Origin of the sequence: Catenulispora sp. EB89, from assembly GCF_041261445.1 — a bacterium.
Classification (GTDB): domain Bacteria; phylum Actinomycetota; class Actinomycetes; order Streptomycetales; family Catenulisporaceae; genus Catenulispora.
Genome location: NZ_JBGCCU010000015.1, coordinates 32952 through 50985 on the forward strand (window position 1 = coordinate 32952; position 18034 = coordinate 50985).

An 18034-nucleotide genomic window follows, 5' to 3' on the forward strand; every position below is an offset into this window, starting at 1 on the left:
GTGTGCGGTCCTGGTGAAATGGGTTGCGTAGCGTTGGGGGAGGGTGTGCCGATGAACGCGGTCATCGAACGCGAGCGTCAAGGCAACGAGTGGGGTCCGGTGACCATCGTCCACACGTGGGGCGGATGGCCGTGGCGGGCTCAGTGCGAGGAGTGCACCACGCGCTCGCCGGGGCAGCGGACGCACGAGGAGGCCCAGCAGTGGGCTGAGAGCCACTATCACGCGTTCCACGAGATCGACTGAGACCGAAAACTAAAGAAAGCAAAAAGGCCCGACCCCTGCCACCGCAGGGAACCGGGCCTTCCAGCATGGTGGGACTCAGACGCCGTGAGCCCAAGCGCTACTTCTGCTTGGGCAGCACCACCACGGCCAGCGGCGTACGCTGCGCGCCCTGCCCCAGCGGGTTGTCCTTGAAGATCTCCGCGATCTTCTCCTCGGCGACCGTCGTGGCCTGCCCCAGGATGTTGCACCCCAGGTCGTTGGCGTCGATGATGGCCACGCCCTGGAACGTGTCAGCAGCCTGCTTCGGCAGCGCCCGGCGCAGCCGGTCGGCCAGCTCCGAAGCCGCCTTCCCGGGGTCGGCCGGCGCCAGCTTCGCCGAGACGTTCGACGGGTACAGCGAGTACTGCGTCGGCCCGTCGATGGCCCGCACCGCGGGGCCGGCCAGCTGGTAGAACAGGCCCTTGCGGCCCACGACCTTGCCGACCGCGCCCGCCGCCGAGGCGGCCACGATCCGCGCCAGCCCCGCCTCCTGGATCGCCAGCTGCATGGTCTCCGGGGAGCCCAGCCCGATGCCGGCGGGCGTGCGGACCACGAACTTCTGCAGCTTGCGCGCCGCGAACGAGGGCTTGATCTCCCACAGGAAGTAGCTGCGGCCCTGCGAGATGGCGACAACCTTCTCGCTGACCGCCAGGAACCAGGGGCTGTTCAGCGCCTCGGCGTGGTCGTCGGACTCCGCCACCCGGGTCGCGAACTCCGCGCCGTACTCGGAGATCTTGGTGTGGAAGTCGTCGCCCTTGGCGAAGGCGTCGGTCTGGATCGGGAAACGCAGCACCTGTCCGCTGGACGGCGTGCTGATCGCGATCTCCTTGCCCGGGTTGGCCGCGAAGTACTCCTTGGCCGCCGAGGTCGTGGAGTCCACGTGGGTCCCGGGGGCGTCCACGAAGGTGCGCAGCCACAGCTCGACGTTCAGCATCCGCCAGAACAGCATCGTGTCGCTGTTCTTGCCGGAGATGAACTCCTCGAACGCGCGCAGCACCGAGGCCTGGTCGAAGTACGGCCGCGAGCCGAAGGAGTCCGAGCGGAACACCGTGTGCACGTGGTTCTTGATCCGCAGGAACCACTCGCGCTCCGGCGTGGTGAAGCCGATCTTGTTGCGGCGGTCGACGATCTGGTCCGGCAGCAGCCCGCGCACCGAGTCGCGCAGGACCTTCTTGTTCCAGCCGCCCTTGATGATCGCCTCGGGCTCCAGCGTGAACAGGTAGCGCACCAGGTTGAAGTCCAGGAAGGGCACGCGGCCCTCCAGCGAGAAGCGCATGGTGTTGCGGTCTTCGTAGCGCAGCAGCGAGGGCAGGGAGTTGGCGAAGATGTCCTCGACCAGGCGGGCCCGCAGGTCGTCCGGGACCGGGCTGAACGTCTCGGCCTTGTGCTGCTTGGCGAAGCCCTTGTCCAGCATCTGCCGGATGTCCACCGGCTTGTCCAGGCCGAGCTTGCCGCGCACCACCTGCTTGCCGTACCGGGACAGCACGTCGGTGGAGGAGACGACCTCGCGCATCAGCTTCGTGTACTGCTTCTGCTTGCGCAGCTGGCGCAGGTAGACGAAGTAGTACGGCAGGTAGCCGGCCATCATCTCGTCCGCGCCCTGGCCGTCGAGCAGGACGGTGACGTGCTTGGTGGCCTCCTGCATGACCTTGTACTGCGCGTAGGGGCCGGTGGAGATGGTCGGCTCTTCCTGCGTGCGCACGAAGTCGGCGAGGTCCTCCAGGAACTCGTCCGGGTTCGGGTGGATCTTGTGGCACTCGATCGGGCCGTCGGCCTTCGCCATGACTGCGTCGACGTAGCGCTCCTCGTCGTTGACGCTGCCGGGGAACACCGCGGAGAAGCTGTTCTGCGTCGCGCCGACCGACTCCACGTCCTGCGCGTGCTGCTTCATCAGCTTGCTGATCACCGCGACCACGGTCGAGGAGTCCAGGCCCCCGGACAGCGCGGTGCCCACCGGCACCTCGCCGACCAGGCGCATCCGGATCGACTCGGTGAGCCGCTCCTTGAACTCCTTGGTGGTGTCCTTGGTGAACGGCGAGCGCGGGCCGTCGGCCAGCAGGTCCTCGCGCAGCGTGGTGAACATGCGGCGCTGCACGTCGGCACCGTCGATGACGACGACCTCACCCGGGCGGACCTTCTCGATCCCGGCGAAGAAGGTGCGGTCGGAGTCCTCGTGGATGCGGAAGCGCAGGTAGCGGTAGAGGGTGGCGTCGTCCGGAGCCGCCTGGACCAGGCCGGAGGCCAGGATCGCCTTGATCTCCGAGCCGAAGACCAGCCGGTGGCTGTCGTCGGCGCCGGTGACCGAGGCCAGGTAGAGCGGCTTGATGCCGAAGTGGTCGCGCGCCAGGTAGCTCTTGCCGGTCTCGGCGTCGTGGATGGCCACCGCGAACATGCCGTTGAACCGGTCGAAGGCCGCCTCGCCCCACTCGGCGAAGGCGCGGACCACGACCTCGGTGTCGCAGACCGTGCGGAAGGTGTGGCCGAGGGCTTCCAGCTCGGCCATCAGCTCCCGGTAGTTGTAGACCTCGCCGTTGTAGACGGCGGCGTAGCGGCCGTCCTCGGTGAGGAAGGGCTGGTCGCCGTGGGCCCGGTCGATGATCGCCAGGCGGCGGTGGGCGTAACCGACGTTCGATCCGTCGCTGTAGACGCCCTCGCCGTCGGGCCCCCGGTGGGCGATGGCGTCGCCCATCCGCTTGAGCATGGCCTCGTCATGAGCCCCGAAGACACCCGCGATACCGCACATGTACCGTGCCACTCCTCGCCGTAATAGAACCTGCCGCGCTGAGCCAAACCTATACGACGAGCGGGTGACGCCTGTGCGACGTCGAGTAGTGTGATCTTCGAGCGGGCAGAGGTACCCCGTGAGCTGTCCCGTCGCCCCCCGCACCCGTGTGATCGGTGTGGGCGCCCGGCCCGGCGTGGGATCTTCCGACGTTGCTACCATCGGAGTCGGAGGCGAATTTCCAGCGCATCCGCCCATGCCGGACGCCACGGCTACCGATCCGGGGGGACGACGATGGCGAATGAGACCGTGACCGACAGGGCGCAGGACCCGCTCGACGCCGGTTCCGGCACAGCTCGCGAACCCGGGGGCGCAGTGGAGGCACCCGGCGCCGCCGTCGGCGGCGACCCCGTCCGGACCGCGGATGCCGAGGCTGCGACCGACACGGCCACGGGCACCGATGGCGCGCTCCCCCTGGACCCGCAGGCTGCCGCCGCAGCCGCAGCTCCGGGGCTCGCCGCCAAGGCCGACCGCACGGCCGCCGAGGCCGATCGCACGGCCGCCGGCGCGAAGCCCGCCGCCGACGGCGCTGCCAATGCCGACGCCGATGCCGAAACCGACGCCAAGACCGACGCCAAGACCGACGCCGAAACCAGCTCCGTGCTCGCCCTGGACCCGCAGGCCGCCGCCGCCGTCGCGGCCGCGGACCTGGCCGTCGACGCGGACCGCGCCGCGGAGGCGAACGGCGCCGCCGACGCGTTCCTCGCCGATGCCGACCCGGACGCCGCGCCCCAGCGCAACCCGGTGGTCCGCGCCGCCACGGCCGTGGCCCGCACCTTCGCCCACGACATGGTCGTCTTCTTCTCGGTCCCGGTCCGCGAGGTCCGCACGAAGCACCTGCTGGCCATCCCGGCCACGCTGATCTGCGTGGCGACCATCGGCGTGCTGTGGATCCTGGAGCTGATCCGGCCCACCGGGCTGGCGTTCGTGCTGGACGTCGCCGGCGTGCGCCAGGGCGAGCCGATCTGGAAGCTGCTCCCCCAGCTCCCGCTGTCCCTGTTCGCCCCGGCCCCGGACCTGCCGGCCTGGGGCGCGATGGCGCAGGTGCTGATCGCCTTCGGGATCGCGGAGTGCTGGCTGGGCTGGAAGAAGATGATCGCGATCGCGATGATCACCAGCGCGGTGACCTCGATGGCCGCCCGGGTGATGGTCTACGCCAGCAACTGGCTGCACATCGGCACCCCGCAGATCGACAACTTCCAGGTCGACACCGGCCCCTCGGTAGCGGTGGTGTCGCTGCTGATCTACCTGGCGCTGCGGCTGCGGACGTACTGGGTGGTGGCGCTGACCGCGGTGTCGATGGGCGGCGAGGCGGCGATCCTGCCGAACCTGGCCGGACGCGAGCACCTGGTGGCGATCAGCCTGGGCATCATCACGTACTTCCTGCTGGACCGGTGGTGGCCGGCGTGGAAGCGACGACGGATCGAGCGGGCGACGTCGGACTGAGCGGGACACGTCGGGCGAAGCGGGCCACGTCGGACTGAGCGGCTACTCAGCCGACTGAATCACCGGCTGAGTCGCGCGCCGAGCCACCCGCCGCATCGCGCGGCCGCATCCGCGCCGGGTTGAGCCTCAACCCCCGGATCGAGGCGTCGATGATCTCGATCGGGTGCAGCACCGGGGTGTCGTCGCCGAGGTGCCGCTGGATCTGCAGCAGGCAGCCGGGGTTGCCGGTGGCGACCAGGTCGGGGTCCGTGGCCCGGACCCGCTCGGCCTTGCGCCGTCCCAGTTCCTCCGCGGCCTCCGGTCGCACCAGGTTGTGCACGCCCGCCGAGCCGCAGCAGAACGCGGCCTCCGCCGGCTCGACCACTTCCAGGCCCGGGACGTCGTTCAACAGCTTGCGCGGCTGCGCGCGGACGCCCTGGCCGTGCGCCAGGTGGCAGGCGTCGTGGTAGGCGACGCGGGCTTCGATCGGGTGGCGTTCGGCGCGGGGTTCGAGGTCGGCCAGGACTTCGGAGACGTCGCGGATCTTCGCGGCGAACTCGGCGGCCGGTTCGGCGTACTCGGGGTCGTCGGCGAGCAGTTCGCCGTACTGCTTCAGCGTGGAGCCGCAGCCGGCGACGTTGACCACGACCGCGTCGAGGTTGCCCAGCGGCACCGTCACGGACGTGGCGGACACCGGGCGCCGGAAGGCGTCGATCAGCCGCCGCGCGTAGCGCTTGGCCTCCTCCTCGCGCCCCGCGTGCAGCGACAGCGCGCCGCAGCAGCCCTGCTCCGGCACCATGACGTGGCAGCCCTCGGCTTGCAGCACCCGCACGGTCGCGGCGTTGACGTCGCCGAAGAACACGCGCTGCACACAGCCGGAGATCATGCCGACGATCGCGCGCCGCTCCCCCTGCGGCTGGCTGCTGGCCGGCAGCCTGCGCCACGCCTTGCGCAGCGTGGTCTCCGGCATCAGCGCCTCCATGGCGCCGAGCTTGGGGAAGCGCCGCAGCAGTCCACTGGAACGGACCAGCGCCGCACCACCCGTCCGGCGGTACGCGACCGCGCCGAGCGCCGCGACCCGCAGCCGTGCCGGGTGCGGGAACAGGCCGAACACGAGTTCCCGGAAGGCCCGGTCGCCGCGGTGCTCGGCGTAGGCCTGCTCGACCTCGGGGCGGAACTCCTCGATGATCCGGTCGTACTGGACGCCGGAGGGGCACGCGCTGACGCAGGACAGACAGCCCAGGCAGGAGTCGACGTGTTCGGCGACGGCGTCGTCGAGTTCGGCCTGGCCCTCGATCACCTGGCGGATCAGGTGGATGCGGCCGCGCGGGGAGTCGTTCTCGTCACCCGTGAGGGCGTAGGTGGGACAGGCCGGGAGGCAGAAGCCGCAGTGGACGCACTTGGCGGTGAGGTCGTCCAGGTTCTCGCCCATGATGGGAGTGTACTGATCAGAAGATCCAGATGACAGAAAAGCGGCCCCTGCTCTCGTTCACCGAGATCAGGGACCGCTCCATGGAGGGTGAGCGACGGGGCTCGAACCCGCGACAACTGGGATCACAACCCAGGACTCTACCAACTGAGCTACGCCCACCATGCACCGTCGCGTCGGTGGACTCCGGTCTCCCGGGTCCCGCGCCGCGCTGGCACCGCCAAGCATACATGGATCCGGCGGTGCTCCGCACAACCCTTTCGCCCGGGTCCCGAAGGACCCGATCGGGAGGTCAGGACTCCGCACGTGCCGCCGCGGCGGCGGCCTCCTCGGCCTCGATCCGGCCGGCCAGGGTGCGCGCGGTCTCCGAGTCCGGGCCGGGCTGCGGGACGAAGATCGCGTCGCGGTAGTAGCGGAGTTCGGCGATGGAGTCGCGGATGTCGCCGAGGGCGCGGTGGTTGCCGGTCTTCTTCGGGGCGTTGAAGTAGACGCGCGGGTACCAGCGGCGGGCCAGTTCCTTGATCGAGGAGACGTCCACGATGCGGTAGTGCAGGTGCTGTTCGAGATCGGGCATGTCGCGGGCCAGGAAGCCGCGGTCGGTGCCGACGGAGTTGCCGGCCAGCTGCGCCTTGCCGGCCTCCGGGACGTGCTCACGGACATAGGCCAGGACGCGCTCCTCGGCCTCGGCCATGGGGATCCCGTCCGCGAGCTCCTCCAGCAGGCCGGAGGAAGTGTGCATGTCGCGGACCACGTCCACCATGCCGGCCAGCAGGCCCGGCAGGTCGTCGGCCGGTGGGGCGACCACCACGTCGACCCCGTCCCCCAGGACGTTCAGCTCCGAGTCCGTGACCAGGACGGCCACCTCGATCAGAGCGTCCTTGTCCAGGTCGAGCCCGGTCATCTCGCAGTCGATCCACACCAGCCTGTCACTCATGCTCCCACCCTAGTGGGGGTGGGAGTGGGAGCGGGATCGACAACTGTGTTGACCATTTGACCGACGGCGCTCTAGGCTCAGATCGACAACCCCGTTGACCATTACTGAGAACCAGGAGTCAGCCATGCCCTTGTCCACCCTCGCCGAGGCCCCGCGATTCGACCTCGACGGCTTCACCTTCCGCCCGCTCGCGGTCCCCTCGCGCGGCAGCACCGAACTGGCGATCTGGGCCCTGGACCTGGAGCCCGGCGCCCGCAGCCAGCCGCACACCATGGACCGCGAGGAGGTGTTCGTCGTGGTCAGCGGCGCCGTCTCGGCCACCGTCGGCGAGCGCGAGGTGCAGGCCGGCCCCGGAGACGCGGTCATCGTGCCGCCGCACACCACCTTGCGGCTGGGCAACGCCAGCACCGAGAGCCCGGCGGTGCTCACCGCCGTGACGTCCGCCGGGATGAACGCGACCGTCGGCGGCGCGGCGTTCGCGCCGCCGTGGGCTCAGTAGGGCCGGTGGGAGCGGGTCCGTCCGGAACGGGTCCGTCCGGAACGGGTCCTACCCGTCGCGGCCCTCGCGGCCGCCCCTGGCCCGGGACGCCAGGTAGGCCTCGCGATAGCGCGCGGGCTGGGTGCCGAGCACCCGCAGGAAGTTGGCGCGCATCGCCGGACCCGAGGCGAACCCGGAGCGCCGGGCCACCTCGTCCACCGGCAGGTCGGTGGACTCCAGGATGCGCTGGGCGGCGATCACGCGCTGGGAGTTCACCCAGCGCAGCGGCGTGGTGCCGGTGACCTCCAGGAAGCGGCGGTCGAAGGTCCGGCGGGACATCGCGGAGTGTTTGGCGAACTCGTCCACGTCGAAGGGTTCGGCCAGGTGGTCCAGGGCCCAGGACATCGCGTCGCCGATCGGCGTGCCGGCGCCGAGTTCGGAGGGCAGGTGGCGGTCGAAGTAGGCGGCCTGGCCGCTGCGCCGTCCCGGGCCCACCACCAGGCGGCGGGCCAGCGCGCTGGCGGCTTCGGCCCCGTGGTCCATCCGGACCAGGTACAGACACAGATCCAGGCCGGCCGCGGCGCCCGCCCCGGTGACCACGTCGCCGTGGTCGATCTGCATCGAGCGGGCGTCCACCTTCACCCTGCGGTGGTGGCGGGCCAGGGCCGGCGCGTACATCCAGTGCGTGGTGGCCCCTCGGCCGTCCAGGACGCCGGCCGCGGCGAGGACGAAGACCCCAGAGTCGAACGCGGCCAGCCGCGCGCCCTCCTTGTGAGCCTTGCGCACCGCGGCCAGCGCCGGTTCCGGGGGCCGCTCGCCCGGCGCCCGCCACGCCGGCACGATCACGGTGCCGGCCTGGTCGGCCCCCGACAGCCCGAACGGCGTGGAGATCCGCAGGGAGCCGGTGGTGGCCAACGGCCCGGCCTCCCCGGCGCACACCAGTAACCGGTAGTACGGCAGGCCCATGACGCGCCGGTCGACGCCGAACACCGAGATCGGGATCGACGACTCGAACAAGGGGGCGTCCCGGAACAGCAGGACGGCGACGGTACCCCGGTCGCGCGTGGGGGCCAGGCGCGGGCGGGGGGCAGTCAGTGTCATTCGGCGGGCTGACCTCTCTGGTCCAGATGGATCGTCGGAACGAGCCATTTTCCTTTGTGCGCAAAGGCAAAAGCGACTTGGAGCGGAAGCCGTGCCGGGCCGGTGATTATCAGAACACATACATGATCGGGGCACGGGTGTCCACCCGCGCTCCAGGCCCCGCCGGGGCTCGCGGCGGTGGCGCACAATGGTGATCTGTGTTGATCTATTAATAATCTGGGTGGCCTCACCAATCATCATGTGGTGATCCATCACGACGCGGGGGACGGCGGAAAGGGGGCACGGCCGATGGATGCGCAAGCCGCGGCGGACCGGCGGCGAAAGCTCGACGCGGTACTGGCTGACCTGCGCCGCGAGTGCGGTCCCAGCCTCCGGGTGCTGGCCGTGGCGGCCGAACGCCGCGCGTACGAGACCGACGCGCTCACCTCGCACCGCGTGCTGCCGGGTCTGGTGCTGCTGCCCGCCGACCGTTCCCAGGTCGCGCCGATCGTCCGCGCCTGTCTGCGGCACGGCGTGCCCTACGTCGCGCGCGGCGCCGGGACCGGTTTGTCCGGGGGCGCGCTGCCGACTGAATCAGGGGTCGTCATCGCATTGGCAAAGCTCAACCGCATACTTGATGTGGATCCGGACCGGATGGTGGCCGTCGTGGAGCCGGGCGCGACCAACCTGTCGATCAGCGCGGCCGTCGCCGGATACGGGCTCTACTACGCGCCGGACCCGTCGTCGCAGGTGGTGTGCACGATCGGCGGCAACGTCGCGGAGAACTCCGGCGGTGCGCACTGCCTGAAATACGGCTTCACCTCGCATCATGTGCTCGCGGTCGAAACGGTGCTGCCGGACGGCTCGACGGTGGTCCTGGGCTCGGATGACATAGAAGCACCTTGTTATGACGCCCCCGGCTATGACCTGCGCGGAGTGTTCGTCGGCGCGGAGGGAACGTGCGGCGTCGCCACCCGGATCGCGGTGCGGCTGCTGCGCAAACCCGAGGTCGTCCGGACGCTGGTCGCGGACTTCCCGGACGTGCCCTCGGCCTGCGAGACGGTCAGCGCGGTCATCGCCGCCGGGATCGTGCCCGCGGCCATCGAAATGATGGACAACCTGGCCATTCGCGCCTGTGAGGACGCCGTGCACGCCGGCTACGACCGGGAGGCCGCGGCTTCGCTGATCATCGAGCTGGACGGCCCCGGCGAGGAGTGCGCGGAGCTGTTCGAGCAGGTCAGCGCCCTGTGTTCGGAGCACGCCTGCACCCGGCTGCGCATCGCCGCCGACGACGCCGAGCGCGCGGCGATCTGGGCCGGCCGAAAAGCCGCCTTCGCGGCCATGGGACGGCTCTCTCCGGAATTCCTTTTGCAGGACGGAGTCGTACCGCGGACCCGCCTTGCTGAGGCATTGGCCGGAATTGCGGACCTTTCTTCGGCCGCAGGGTTGCGTGTTGCCAATGTGTTCCACGCGGGCGATGGAAACCTCCATCCGCTCGTTTTGTACCGCGAATCGGACGGCGAGGGTCCGGCCGCCGAAGCGCTCGCCGCGGCGATCGCGGAGCTGTGCGTCGCGCTCGGCGGCTCGCTGTCCGGCGAGCACGGGATCGGCGTGGACAAAGCGTGCTCGATGCCCAAAATGTTCTCCCCCGCGGACTTGACGGCGATGGACCGTCTGCGTGCCGCGTTCGACCCGTCAGGGCTGTGCAACCCCAACAAGGTGTTCCCGACTCCCGCGTTGTGCGGCGAGGCCAGGGGCGGGGCCTATCAGCCGCACCCGCTCGAAGAGACCGGAAAGATCCAGAGATGGTAGGCGCATCATCGTCCTCCGCTTCCACGCCCGGCGGGCATTCATCCGGCGGGCATTCGTCCGGCGGCGGCTCGTCGGCGGGCCAGAACTCGTCGGCCGACGGCACGCCGACCTTCGAGGCGTCGTCCAGCCCGCGCTCGATCACGCCGACGACGGTGAAGGACCTGCGCGACGCCGTCACCACGAACGGCCCGGTGCTGATACGGGGCACAGGGACGGCGACCACGTGGGGCGCGCCGGTGCGCGACGCGCGCACCACGGTGTCGCTGGCCGGCATGGACCGGGTGCTGGACTACCGGCCCGCGGACATGACCGTGCACGTCCAGGGCGGGATCCGGCTGGACGTGCTGCAGGAGGAGCTGGCCGAGCACGGCCAGTGGCTGCCGTACGACCCGGCGCGCTCGGAGGCGACGATCGGCGGGCTGCTGGCCACCGGCGACGCCGGGCCCCGGCGCATGGCGTACGGCTCGCTGCGGGAGCTGGTCATCGGCGCGACGATGGTGTTCCCGGACGGCGCGATCGCCAAGAGCGGCGGGCACGTCATCAAGAACGTAGCCGGCTACGACCTGGCGAAGCTGTGCCACGGATCGCTGGGCACCCTGGGGGTGGTGGTCGAGCTCGTACTGCGGGTGCACCCGCTCCCCCAGGCCTCGCGCACGGTGATGGCACGCGACGTCGACACCGCGACGGCGCAGCGCCTGACGTGGGCGCTGACGAAGTCGGCGGTCGAACCGACGGCGGTGGAGTGGTGCGAACCGGAGCAGGTGCTGGCGGTGCGCTTCGACGGAACCGCCGACGGCGCGGCGGCCCGCGCGGCTTCCGCGCGCTCGATGCTCACAGGGAGCCTGGCAGAACTGGACGCGGGCGAGGCGCACAGCTTCTGGGAGTCGCACGCGGCCCGCGTCGTCGCAGAACCCGGAGACACGGTGCTCCGCGCCGCGACCCGGCCCGGCGTCGACCCGGCGCTGGTCGGCGCGCTGTCGGCGTGGGCGGACCGGGCAGGGGTCAAGGCACTGCTGACCTGCAGCCCGGCGACCGGTGCGTACACGGTGCGCATCACGGGCGCGGACGCGAAGGCGCACGCGGAGGTGGTGAAGAACTGGCGCGCCTCGGTCGAGGCGGTCGGCGGGTTCGTGATGCTGCGGAGGCGGCGCCCGGGGGTCGACGCGATGGTGGAGTCCTGGGGGCGCGCGCCGGGGAGCGTTGAGGTGATGCGGCGGGTGAAGGCGAACTTTGATCCGGAGAATCGGTTTGCTCCGGGGCGGTTTGCGCCTTGGTTCTGAGGGGTTGGGGGCGCGGGGCTGAGGGCCTGAGCCGGACGCGGGCGTGACGCTGCCGGACGGCGTCGCAGGCCGCGCCGTTCGTCGCCGCCACGCCCACGTTCGGCGCAACTTCCTCGGCGAGTCCTGCCGCCGGCGTTGACCGCGACCGCCGCCGGCGCCGATGCTGGCTGAGGATTCGTTGGCGCGCGCTCTCCTTTGAGGTTGGTGGCCCCCTTTGGGTGGGGCGGCCCTACCCATCGCGCGAAAACGCCGCGCCAGGGCAACACGCTTGGCCCTGCTTGCACCGAAGCCCACCGGCGGCGCGCCTCAGGCGGTCGGCAGTCCTTCGGTCACGTTCTCCATCTGCTGCGCGGGTTGCTCCTCCGCCTGCTCCGCCTCGGTCCAGCCGAACGCCAGCGAGCCGCCGACCATGGCCAGCAGCATGCCGATCAGGAAACCGCCGAGGTTGCTGGTCATCCAGCTGGCGGCGGCGAACAGCAGGGACAGGACCGAGTAGAAGACGCGGTGCTGGGGGTCGAAGATCAGGCACAGGCCCAGGACCACCAGCAGGACCGGGACCGCGTAGCCGGCCAGGCCGTACAGGCCCATGTGGATGCTGGCCTTCATGGCGGCGTGGTACAGCAGCAGCATCTCGCCGCCGCCGAGGATCACCAGCAGTCCGCCCCAGAACGGCCGGGTGCGGCGCCAGTGCCGGAAGGCACGGCGCGCTCCTCGGTGTTCCTCGGGGGCCGGGGCCTCCGGGAAGAGGAGCGCGCCTTCTTCATGCTCGGTCACCGTTCAGCAGCCCGTGCTCTGGAAGCTCATGCTCAGGCCCGGCAGGGTGAACGTCGAAGCGGTGGTCGCGTAGCTGTCCTGGCGGACGTTGTCGATGTCGACCGTGTCCGCCTGCTGGCCGAAGCTGTACTTCGGGCCCACCTGGGTGTCCTCGGACAGGTTGGACGCGTCGCGGCCGATCTGGATGTTCTGGAAGGTCGCGTCGCCGGACAGGTCCGTGGAGTCCAGGATCAGGTTGCTGGCGTGCACCGGGGTGCCCTTGTCGCCCGCCCTGATCACCAGGTCGATCCCGGGCAGGTGGACGCTCTGGCACAGGTTGGTGATCTGCGCGTCGCCGATGACCGAGGTCATCACCAGGGCCTGGCAGTTCGAGCTCTTCAGCCAGGGGTTGTCGCACTTGTTCTGGCTGTTGAGCAGGGTCGTGTCGAGCCCGGCGAACTGCTCGAAGTTCGACCCGTGCAGGTGGCTCGCGGTCACCACGAACGGCATGCCCGAGATCGCGAACTGCACGCCGAGGGCGCCCTGCGCCGTCAGGATCACGAGCGCGCCGGTGGTGGCCAGGGCGGCCATCCCGGGTATCGCGGCGCGACGGTAGCGGACTTTGCCTTCGGCCTTGACGGATTTCGTCGCCATTCGGCTCCTTTCCGTTCCTGTCACCAGGCGCGGGTGATGCCGGCGCGATCGCCTGGACGAGATGGAACCAGCACCGGCACAGCTGGAATGTGACATGAGTCACCTGCTAGGTGACTGACGGGTAACATACTCTCAGGGTTTTGAATCGGTCAACCGTTCGGTACCTGATTCTTCGTGCGCTGATTCAGTCGCTGCCGACACCGGCGTCGGCCTGCGGCGGGACGCACGGTGCGACCGAGCGGGGATGATCTGCCAGCGCGGCGTGCGAGGCCTTCGCGGCGATCTCGGGGCCGACGAAGGGTGCGACGACGAAATAGACCAGACCGGGCAGCAGGTTCGGCAGTTCGGTCGTGCGGCCGTTGGCGATGTACCGGTAGAGGGTGCCGTACGCGCCGGCAACCACCGCGTTCACCAGCTCCCCGCGGTCCACGGCCGGCGGCGTGGCCGGCGCCAGGGCGAAGAAGGCCTCGAAGTCGCGCAGCCGCTCGGAGCGGGCCTGGCGGCCGGCCGGGCCGACGGCGTCGATCTCGACGATCGCGGCCGTGGCGAAGGCCGGGACGCTGGCCAGGACGTCCAGCAGGACACTGAGAACCGCGCTGGTGGCACGGGTCCACGTCTCGACGTCGGTCTCGTAGTCGGCGGCGGGGCAAGGGATTTCGGCGGCGTGCGCCGTGCCGTCGGCCGCGTGCGCGGTGACGTCGTCGGCGTCGGCATACGCGCCGGCGGCATCGGCGGAAGCGCCCGCGCCGGCGGCGGCACCCGCGTCATCCGAGTCATCCACGGCACCCGAGCCATCCGCACCGTCCACGACCTCGTCGATGTCGACCGCGTCGCGAAAAGCATGCCGCAGCATGGCGAACAGCACGTCCGTCCCATGCCGGTAGGCGGCCAGGAAGGCGCCCTGCTTGCTCTCGAAGTGCTCGTAGAAAGCCGGCCGCGTGACGCCGGAGACCCGGCAGATATCGCTGACCGAGGCGTTCGCGTATCCGCGTTCGGCGACCGTGCGCACCAAGCCGTCGTACAGCCGGTCCCGCTGCGTCGCCACGACCTGCTCGCGCGGCACCCGGCTGGGCCCGCGTTTGATAGCCCGCTGCGGATCACGCGGCGAACGCGCGCCGGGCAGCGGGGTCAGAACGGGTGAAACAGGCATCTTCTCCCCCGGGGGCTTGACTGGAGAACCCCGCAGAGTTACAACTCCCACGGGTTTTGTTACCGGCCGGTATCAGAGTGTGATCTGTACTCGACCCCTGAAAATCCGTACTCGACCCCTGAAAGTCCCTGCTCGACCCCCGCAAGAGCGCTCTTGGATCTGCACAAACGCCTTCTCGATCTTGCTTCTCCCCGGCGTCGTCGTCGACGCAGTCCCCGCTCATCTGACATCCCCGCTGACGAGGGAGCGTGAACATGGCTGTCCCAGGCCTGTTCCATCGGTTCAGAACACGTACAGCCGCCGCGGTCGCGGCCGCCCTGGCGCTGGTCGCCGTGGCCGCCTCGCCGTCCGCCGCGGCGACCGGGCAGCCTTCGGGCCCGTACACGGGCATGGGCACGTGCCCCACCTCCAGCACCCAGATGCAGGACCCGAACCAGGCCGTGGTCGGCTGCGTGGTGGCCACCATAGGCGGTGGCGGGTTTTCTGTGGGTTCCACTCAGGTGAACTTCAGCTCACCGATGACCGTGACGTTCGGCGTCACCTGGGCCAAGGGCGGCCCGACGGTCACGTTCCCGGACAAGACGGTCGCGCAGCTGTTCTCCACCGTGTCCCCGACCGACGGCGACGAGCTCCAGGCCAGCCCGCTGGACGTGCCGATCCCCGGCCTGTCCAACTTCTGGCCCGGCGTCACCAGCGCCATCGTGCAGATCGAGCTGGCCGGGCCGATCACGAACTTCGCCCCGCTGTCCGCCGGCGAGAACTACCCGCTGTTCCAGCTGCCGATCAAGCTCCATCTGATGAACCTGTTCCTCGGCTCCGACTGCTACGTCGGTTCCGACAGTGCCCCGATCCTGCTCAGCCCGACGGCCGGGACCACGAGCCCGCCGCCGCCGAACCAGCCGGTCAAGGGCAGCACCGGCACCATCTCCATCGGCCGGGACCCCAACGGCTTCAAGCCCACGATCGTCGGCTTCAACGGCGCGACGCTGAACGACAACGCGCTGCCGGTGCCCTCGGCCAACGGCTGCGGCCTGTTCGACACCGCCGACTGGATCGTGAACCTGTTGTTCGGCCTGCCCTCGGCGGCCGGCCACAACGCGATCACGCTCTCCTCGGTCACCACCGCCCTCGCCGTCGACAACAGCGACAGCGATCTGATCAACGCCATCAACGCCACCAGAAAGTGAGTCCGTCATGCGCACCCGTACCCTCGCCCTGACCGCTCTGGCCGCCGCCGGCCTCGTGCTCGGCGCGGCCGGCCAGGCCGGCGCCAGCACCGGCGGCGTGCTGACCGTCGGCAGCGCCGGCGGCACCAACGCGAACGTCGGCGACACCCTCACCGGCGCGATCAACAGCGACTTCATCTTCACCACCAGCAGCGGCACCATCGACTGCAGCACCGGCTCGTTCACCGCCGGCGTCACCGCCAACCCGGCGGTCGGCTCCGGAAACGCCACCGAGTCCATCACCGGCCTGCACGCCGACCCGGCGAACTGCAGCACCACCATCGGCGGCACCCTCGGCGTGGTCAGCGTGGAGATCAACGGCGCGGCGAACGGCACCGTCGTGGACGGCTCCAGCCCGAAGCTGAAGGTCACCAACCTGGACGAGCAGGTCACGCTGTCCTCGTTCCTGGGCGACGTCACGTGTGACTACGGGACCACCGGCTCGGTCACCGAGATCGACGGCGCGCTGTCGAACGTCAGCAAGTCGATCAGCTTCGCGACCCAGAACGTCAACCTGATCAGCGGCTCCGGGCTGTGCCCGAGCAACGGCACGTTCAGCGGCGGCGTCGGTCCGGTGCTGGACTCCTCGCAGAGCAACCAGGCGGTGTACGTCAATTAAGGGAAGCTACCGGGCGGAAACTGGCAGCGAGCCCGCACAACCAATACGCTGAACCGCCCCACAAGCGGAGGGGCCCGGTCGGGCTCCGGGCTCCTCCGCTTCTTGTGTTGTACTGGGGTTTTTACGCCTTTTTTGCGCTGTGTTCCCTGCCTCGTGCGCGCTATCTGGTCTTGTCCAGATAGCGGCGGCCGAGCTCGACCAACCCGGGAACCGCCGCCCCGGCGCGTTCGAAGCCCTCGCCGAGGGTCAGGCCGTGCTCGTGGCGGTAGTGGATGCCCTCCAGGATCACCGCGAGCTTGTAGTGGCTGAAGGCGATGTACCAGTCGAGGTCGTCGACGATCAGGCCGGTCGCGCTCTGGTAGCGGTCGACGATCTCGCGGCTGCCGGGGAAGCCCTCCTGGTTGGTGAGGCCGCCGCCGCTGGCCGCGAGGATGTCCTTCGGCGGGTGGCCGGGATCCTCCCAGTAGGTGAGCAGCAGGCCGAGGTCGGCCAGCGGGTCGCCGAGGGTGGACATCTCCCAGTCGAAGACGGCGGCGACGGCGGGGCGATCTGGTGGCCCGCCTGGGTTTGCGGGCGTGTTCCTAGCTCCGTCCGGAACACCGGGCAGCCGCATCATCACGTTGTCCAGCCGGTAGTCGCCGTGCAGGATCGTCGAGCGCTGAGTCACCGGGACGGCGGCGCGCAGGCCGTCGCCGAGCTCGAACAGGCCCCTGATCTCTCGGCTCTGCGATGACGCGTACTGCCGGTCCCACCGGTCCAGCTGCCGGTGCAGATACCCTTCCGGGCGCCCGAAATCGGCCAGTCCCACCTGCGCCGGATCGACGGCGTGCAGCGCGGCCAGCACGTCGACCAGGCTCTCGCCGACCGAGCGCCGCTGCTCCGCGGTGAGCGCCGCGCACTGCTCGCGTGTCCGGAGCACCACGCCGTCGACCTTCTCCATCACGTAGAACGGCGCACCGATCACGTCCGGGTCCTCGCACAGCACGTGGGCGCGCGCCACCGGCACGGTACCGGTGCCGTGCAGCGCGGAGATCACGCGGAACTCGCGGCGCATGTCGTGCGCGGTGGGCAGGACGTGCCCGAGCGGCGGGCGGCGCAGCACCCAGGCGCGGCCGTCGGCGTCGCGGAGTTCGTAGGTGAGATTGGAAAGACCGCCGGCGATCAGCTCGGCGGTCAGCGGGGGTCGGGCCTCCACGTGCGGGACGGCGGCGAGGTAGCCGGCGACGGCGGCCGGGTCGAGCCCGGACAGGGCGGGCGCGGCGGGGTCTGTCACCCTTCGAAAGGTATGGCCTATCGTTCCGTCGCGGAAGAGCGAAGACTGCAGCACGAAGGAGCAACCTGTGGACATCCGACTCGACGGCAAGGTCGCCCTGGTGACCGGCGGTTCCCGCGGCATCGGCCAGGCCATCGCGGCCACCTACGCGGCCTGCGGCGCCCGGGTGGTGATCAGCTCCCGCAAGCTCGACGGCCTGGAGCGCGCCGCCGAGGAGATCCGAGCCCAGGTCCCGGACGCCCAGGTACTGCCGTTCGCCGCGCACGCCGGCGACCCGCAGGCGGCGCACGACTGCGTGAAGTTCGCCGTCGACACCTTCGGCACCCTGGACATCCTGGTCAACAACGCCGCGACGAACCCGCACTTCGGCAACGTGATCGACGTGGACCCCCCGCGTTTCGACAAGACGGTCGAGGTCAACCTGCGCGGCCCGCTGATCTGGACCCAGGAGGCCTGGCGCCAGGCGATGAACCCGGAGGCGGAGCGGCCCGGCGGGTGCGTGATCAACCTGTCGTCGGTCAGCGGGCTGCAGTTCAACGACCCCTTGGGCGTCTACGGCACCACGAAGGCGGCGCTGATCCATCAGACGAAGCACTTGGCGGGCGAGCTGGCGCCGGCGGTGCGGGTGAACGCGATCGCGCCGGGGCTGGTGAAGACGGAGTTCGCGCGGATGCTGTGGGAGGGCGCGGAGCCGGACGCGAAGTACCCGTGGGCGCTGGAGCGGCTGGGGGAGCCGCAGGATATTGCGAACGCGGCGCTGTTCTTGGCGAGCGAGCTGGCTTCGTGGATCACCGGGGAGGTGCTGGTGGTGGATGGTGGGGCGATGATCAAGGGTGGGATTTGAGAGTGGGAGGCTGGGGCGGTGGGGGCGATGATCG

General features: G+C 70.2%; 16 protein-coding genes and 1 tRNA gene. 8 read left to right on the forward strand and 9 right to left on the reverse strand.

Translation table 11 applies throughout. From position 1 onward, the window contains the following. Positions 1–51 precede the first annotated feature (51 nt). On the forward strand, positions 52–243 hold the full coding sequence (locus ABH920_RS28550) for a hypothetical protein (protein ID WP_370352250.1): 192 nt from the start codon (positions 52–54) through the stop codon (positions 241–243). Positions 244–340: 97 nt separating this feature from the next. Here ABH920_RS28550 and asnB read toward each other — a convergent pair whose 3' ends face one another. After that, complete coding sequence (asnB, locus tag ABH920_RS28555) at positions 341–3004, reverse strand: asparagine synthase (glutamine-hydrolyzing) (protein ID WP_370352251.1); 2664 nt, start codon at positions 3002–3004, stop codon at positions 341–343. A gap of 273 nt (positions 3005–3277) precedes the next feature. On the opposite strand from asnB, the gene ABH920_RS28560 reads away from it, so the two are divergent. Further along, a complete protein-coding gene (locus ABH920_RS28560; protein WP_370352252.1) occupies positions 3278–4489 on the forward strand; it encodes a hypothetical protein in 1212 nt (403 codons plus the stop codon). Positions 4490–4535: 46 nt separating this feature from the next. Here ABH920_RS28560 and ABH920_RS28565 read toward each other — a convergent pair whose 3' ends face one another. The 3 genes from ABH920_RS28565 to orn all read right to left on the reverse strand — a co-directional run bounded on the left by ABH920_RS28565 (position 4536) and on the right by orn (position 6831). Next, entirely contained in the window at positions 4536–5900 is a 1365-nt protein-coding gene (locus tag ABH920_RS28565) for a (Fe-S)-binding protein (RefSeq protein WP_370352253.1), read from the reverse strand. Positions 5901–5985: 85 nt separating this feature from the next. After that, positions 5986–6060: transfer RNA gene (locus ABH920_RS28570), tRNA-His, on the reverse strand. Between the two features lie 129 nt (positions 6061–6189). Then, positions 6190–6831 carry an oligoribonuclease gene (gene orn, locus ABH920_RS28575; RefSeq protein WP_370352254.1) on the reverse strand — a complete coding sequence of 214 codons (642 nt, stop codon included), beginning with the start codon at positions 6829–6831 and terminating at the stop codon, positions 6190–6192. Positions 6832–6955: 124 nt separating this feature from the next. On the opposite strand from orn, the gene ABH920_RS28580 reads away from it, so the two are divergent. Beyond that, the gene (locus ABH920_RS28580; RefSeq protein WP_370352255.1) at positions 6956–7330 is read left to right on the forward strand and encodes a cupin domain-containing protein; all 375 of its coding nucleotides are present in this window, start codon (positions 6956–6958) and stop codon (positions 7328–7330) included. Positions 7331–7378: 48 nt separating this feature from the next. Here the strand turns inward: ABH920_RS28580 and ABH920_RS28585 are convergent, their stop codons facing one another. After that, entirely contained in the window at positions 7379–8410 is a 1032-nt protein-coding gene (locus ABH920_RS28585; RefSeq protein WP_194906590.1) for a GlxA family transcriptional regulator, read from the reverse strand. Positions 8411–8698: 288 nt separating this feature from the next. On the opposite strand from ABH920_RS28585, the gene ABH920_RS28590 reads away from it, so the two are divergent. Beyond that, positions 8699–10201, forward strand: a complete 1503-nt coding sequence (locus tag ABH920_RS28590; RefSeq protein WP_370352256.1) for an FAD-linked oxidase C-terminal domain-containing protein — start codon at positions 8699–8701, stop codon at positions 10199–10201. After that, entirely contained in the window at positions 10195–11481 is a 1287-nt protein-coding gene (locus ABH920_RS28595) for an FAD-binding oxidoreductase (protein WP_370352257.1), read from the forward strand. Before ABH920_RS28590 ends, ABH920_RS28595 begins: the two co-directional genes overlap by 7 nt. Positions 11482–11787: 306 nt before the next feature. On the opposite strand, the gene ABH920_RS28600 is transcribed toward ABH920_RS28595, so the two are convergent. From ABH920_RS28600 to ABH920_RS28610, 3 genes are all read right to left on the reverse strand, one after another. Further along, positions 11788–12255: a DUF6114 domain-containing protein gene (locus tag ABH920_RS28600; RefSeq protein ID WP_370352258.1), complete on the reverse strand. Its 468-nt coding sequence runs from the start codon at positions 12253–12255 to the stop codon at positions 11788–11790. 3 nt (positions 12256–12258) lie between these two features. Next, the gene (locus ABH920_RS28605) at positions 12259–12888 is read right to left on the reverse strand and encodes a DUF6230 family protein (RefSeq protein WP_370352259.1); all 630 of its coding nucleotides are present in this window, start codon (positions 12886–12888) and stop codon (positions 12259–12261) included. A 184-nt stretch (positions 12889–13072) separates the two neighbouring features. Continuing rightward, positions 13073–14038 (reverse strand): TetR/AcrR family transcriptional regulator, encoded by a 966-nt coding sequence (locus tag ABH920_RS28610; protein WP_370352260.1) that lies wholly within the window; start codon positions 14036–14038, stop codon positions 13073–13075. A 254-nt stretch (positions 14039–14292) separates the two neighbouring features. Between ABH920_RS28610 and ABH920_RS28615 the strand changes: the two genes are divergently transcribed. Then, the gene (locus ABH920_RS28615) at positions 14293–15225 is read left to right on the forward strand and encodes a hypothetical protein (RefSeq protein WP_370352261.1); all 933 of its coding nucleotides are present in this window, start codon (positions 14293–14295) and stop codon (positions 15223–15225) included. Positions 15226–15232: 7 nt separating this feature from the next. After that, complete coding sequence (locus tag ABH920_RS28620) at positions 15233–15883, forward strand: hypothetical protein (RefSeq protein WP_370352262.1); 651 nt, start codon at positions 15233–15235, stop codon at positions 15881–15883. Between the two features lie 160 nt (positions 15884–16043). Here the strand turns inward: ABH920_RS28620 and ABH920_RS28625 are convergent, their stop codons facing one another. Next, positions 16044–17156, reverse strand: a complete 1113-nt coding sequence (locus ABH920_RS28625; RefSeq protein ID WP_370352263.1) for a phosphotransferase family protein — start codon at positions 17154–17156, stop codon at positions 16044–16046. A gap of 67 nt (positions 17157–17223) precedes the next feature. Here ABH920_RS28625 and ABH920_RS28630 point away from each other — a divergent pair, with 67 nt between their 5' ends. Beyond that, the gene (locus ABH920_RS28630) at positions 17224–18000 is read left to right on the forward strand and encodes an SDR family oxidoreductase (protein WP_370352264.1); all 777 of its coding nucleotides are present in this window, start codon (positions 17224–17226) and stop codon (positions 17998–18000) included. Positions 18001–18034 lie beyond the last annotated feature (34 nt).

Excerpts from the sequence above, each read along its gene's own strand:
- ABH920_RS28590 (WP_370352256.1), top strand. The coding sequence starts at position 8,699 with ATGGATGCGCAAGCCGCGGCGGACCGGCGGCGAAAGCTCGACGCGGTA.
- ABH920_RS28585 (WP_194906590.1), bottom strand. The coding sequence starts at position 8,410 with ATGACACTGACTGCCCCCCGCCCGCGCCTGGCCCCCACGCGCGACCGG.
- ABH920_RS28595 (WP_370352257.1), top strand. The coding sequence starts at position 10,195 with ATGGTAGGCGCATCATCGTCCTCCGCTTCCACGCCCGGCGGGCATTCA.
- orn (WP_370352254.1), bottom strand. The coding sequence starts at position 6,831 with ATGAGTGACAGGCTGGTGTGGATCGACTGCGAGATGACCGGGCTCGAC.
- ABH920_RS28550 (WP_370352250.1), top strand. The coding sequence starts at position 52 with ATGAACGCGGTCATCGAACGCGAGCGTCAAGGCAACGAGTGGGGTCCG.
- ABH920_RS28565 (WP_370352253.1), bottom strand. The coding sequence starts at position 5,900 with ATGGGCGAGAACCTGGACGACCTCACCGCCAAGTGCGTCCACTGCGGC.
- ABH920_RS28580 (WP_370352255.1), top strand. The coding sequence starts at position 6,956 with ATGCCCTTGTCCACCCTCGCCGAGGCCCCGCGATTCGACCTCGACGGC.
- ABH920_RS28610 (WP_370352260.1), bottom strand. The coding sequence starts at position 14,038 with ATGCCTGTTTCACCCGTTCTGACCCCGCTGCCCGGCGCGCGTTCGCCG.
- ABH920_RS28615 (WP_370352261.1), top strand. The coding sequence starts at position 14,293 with ATGGCTGTCCCAGGCCTGTTCCATCGGTTCAGAACACGTACAGCCGCC.
- ABH920_RS28620 (WP_370352262.1), top strand. The coding sequence starts at position 15,233 with ATGCGCACCCGTACCCTCGCCCTGACCGCTCTGGCCGCCGCCGGCCTC.
- asnB (WP_370352251.1), bottom strand. The coding sequence starts at position 3,004 with ATGTGCGGTATCGCGGGTGTCTTCGGGGCTCATGACGAGGCCATGCTC.
- ABH920_RS28605 (WP_370352259.1), bottom strand. The coding sequence starts at position 12,888 with ATGGCGACGAAATCCGTCAAGGCCGAAGGCAAAGTCCGCTACCGTCGC.
- ABH920_RS28560 (WP_370352252.1), top strand. The coding sequence starts at position 3,278 with ATGGCGAATGAGACCGTGACCGACAGGGCGCAGGACCCGCTCGACGCC.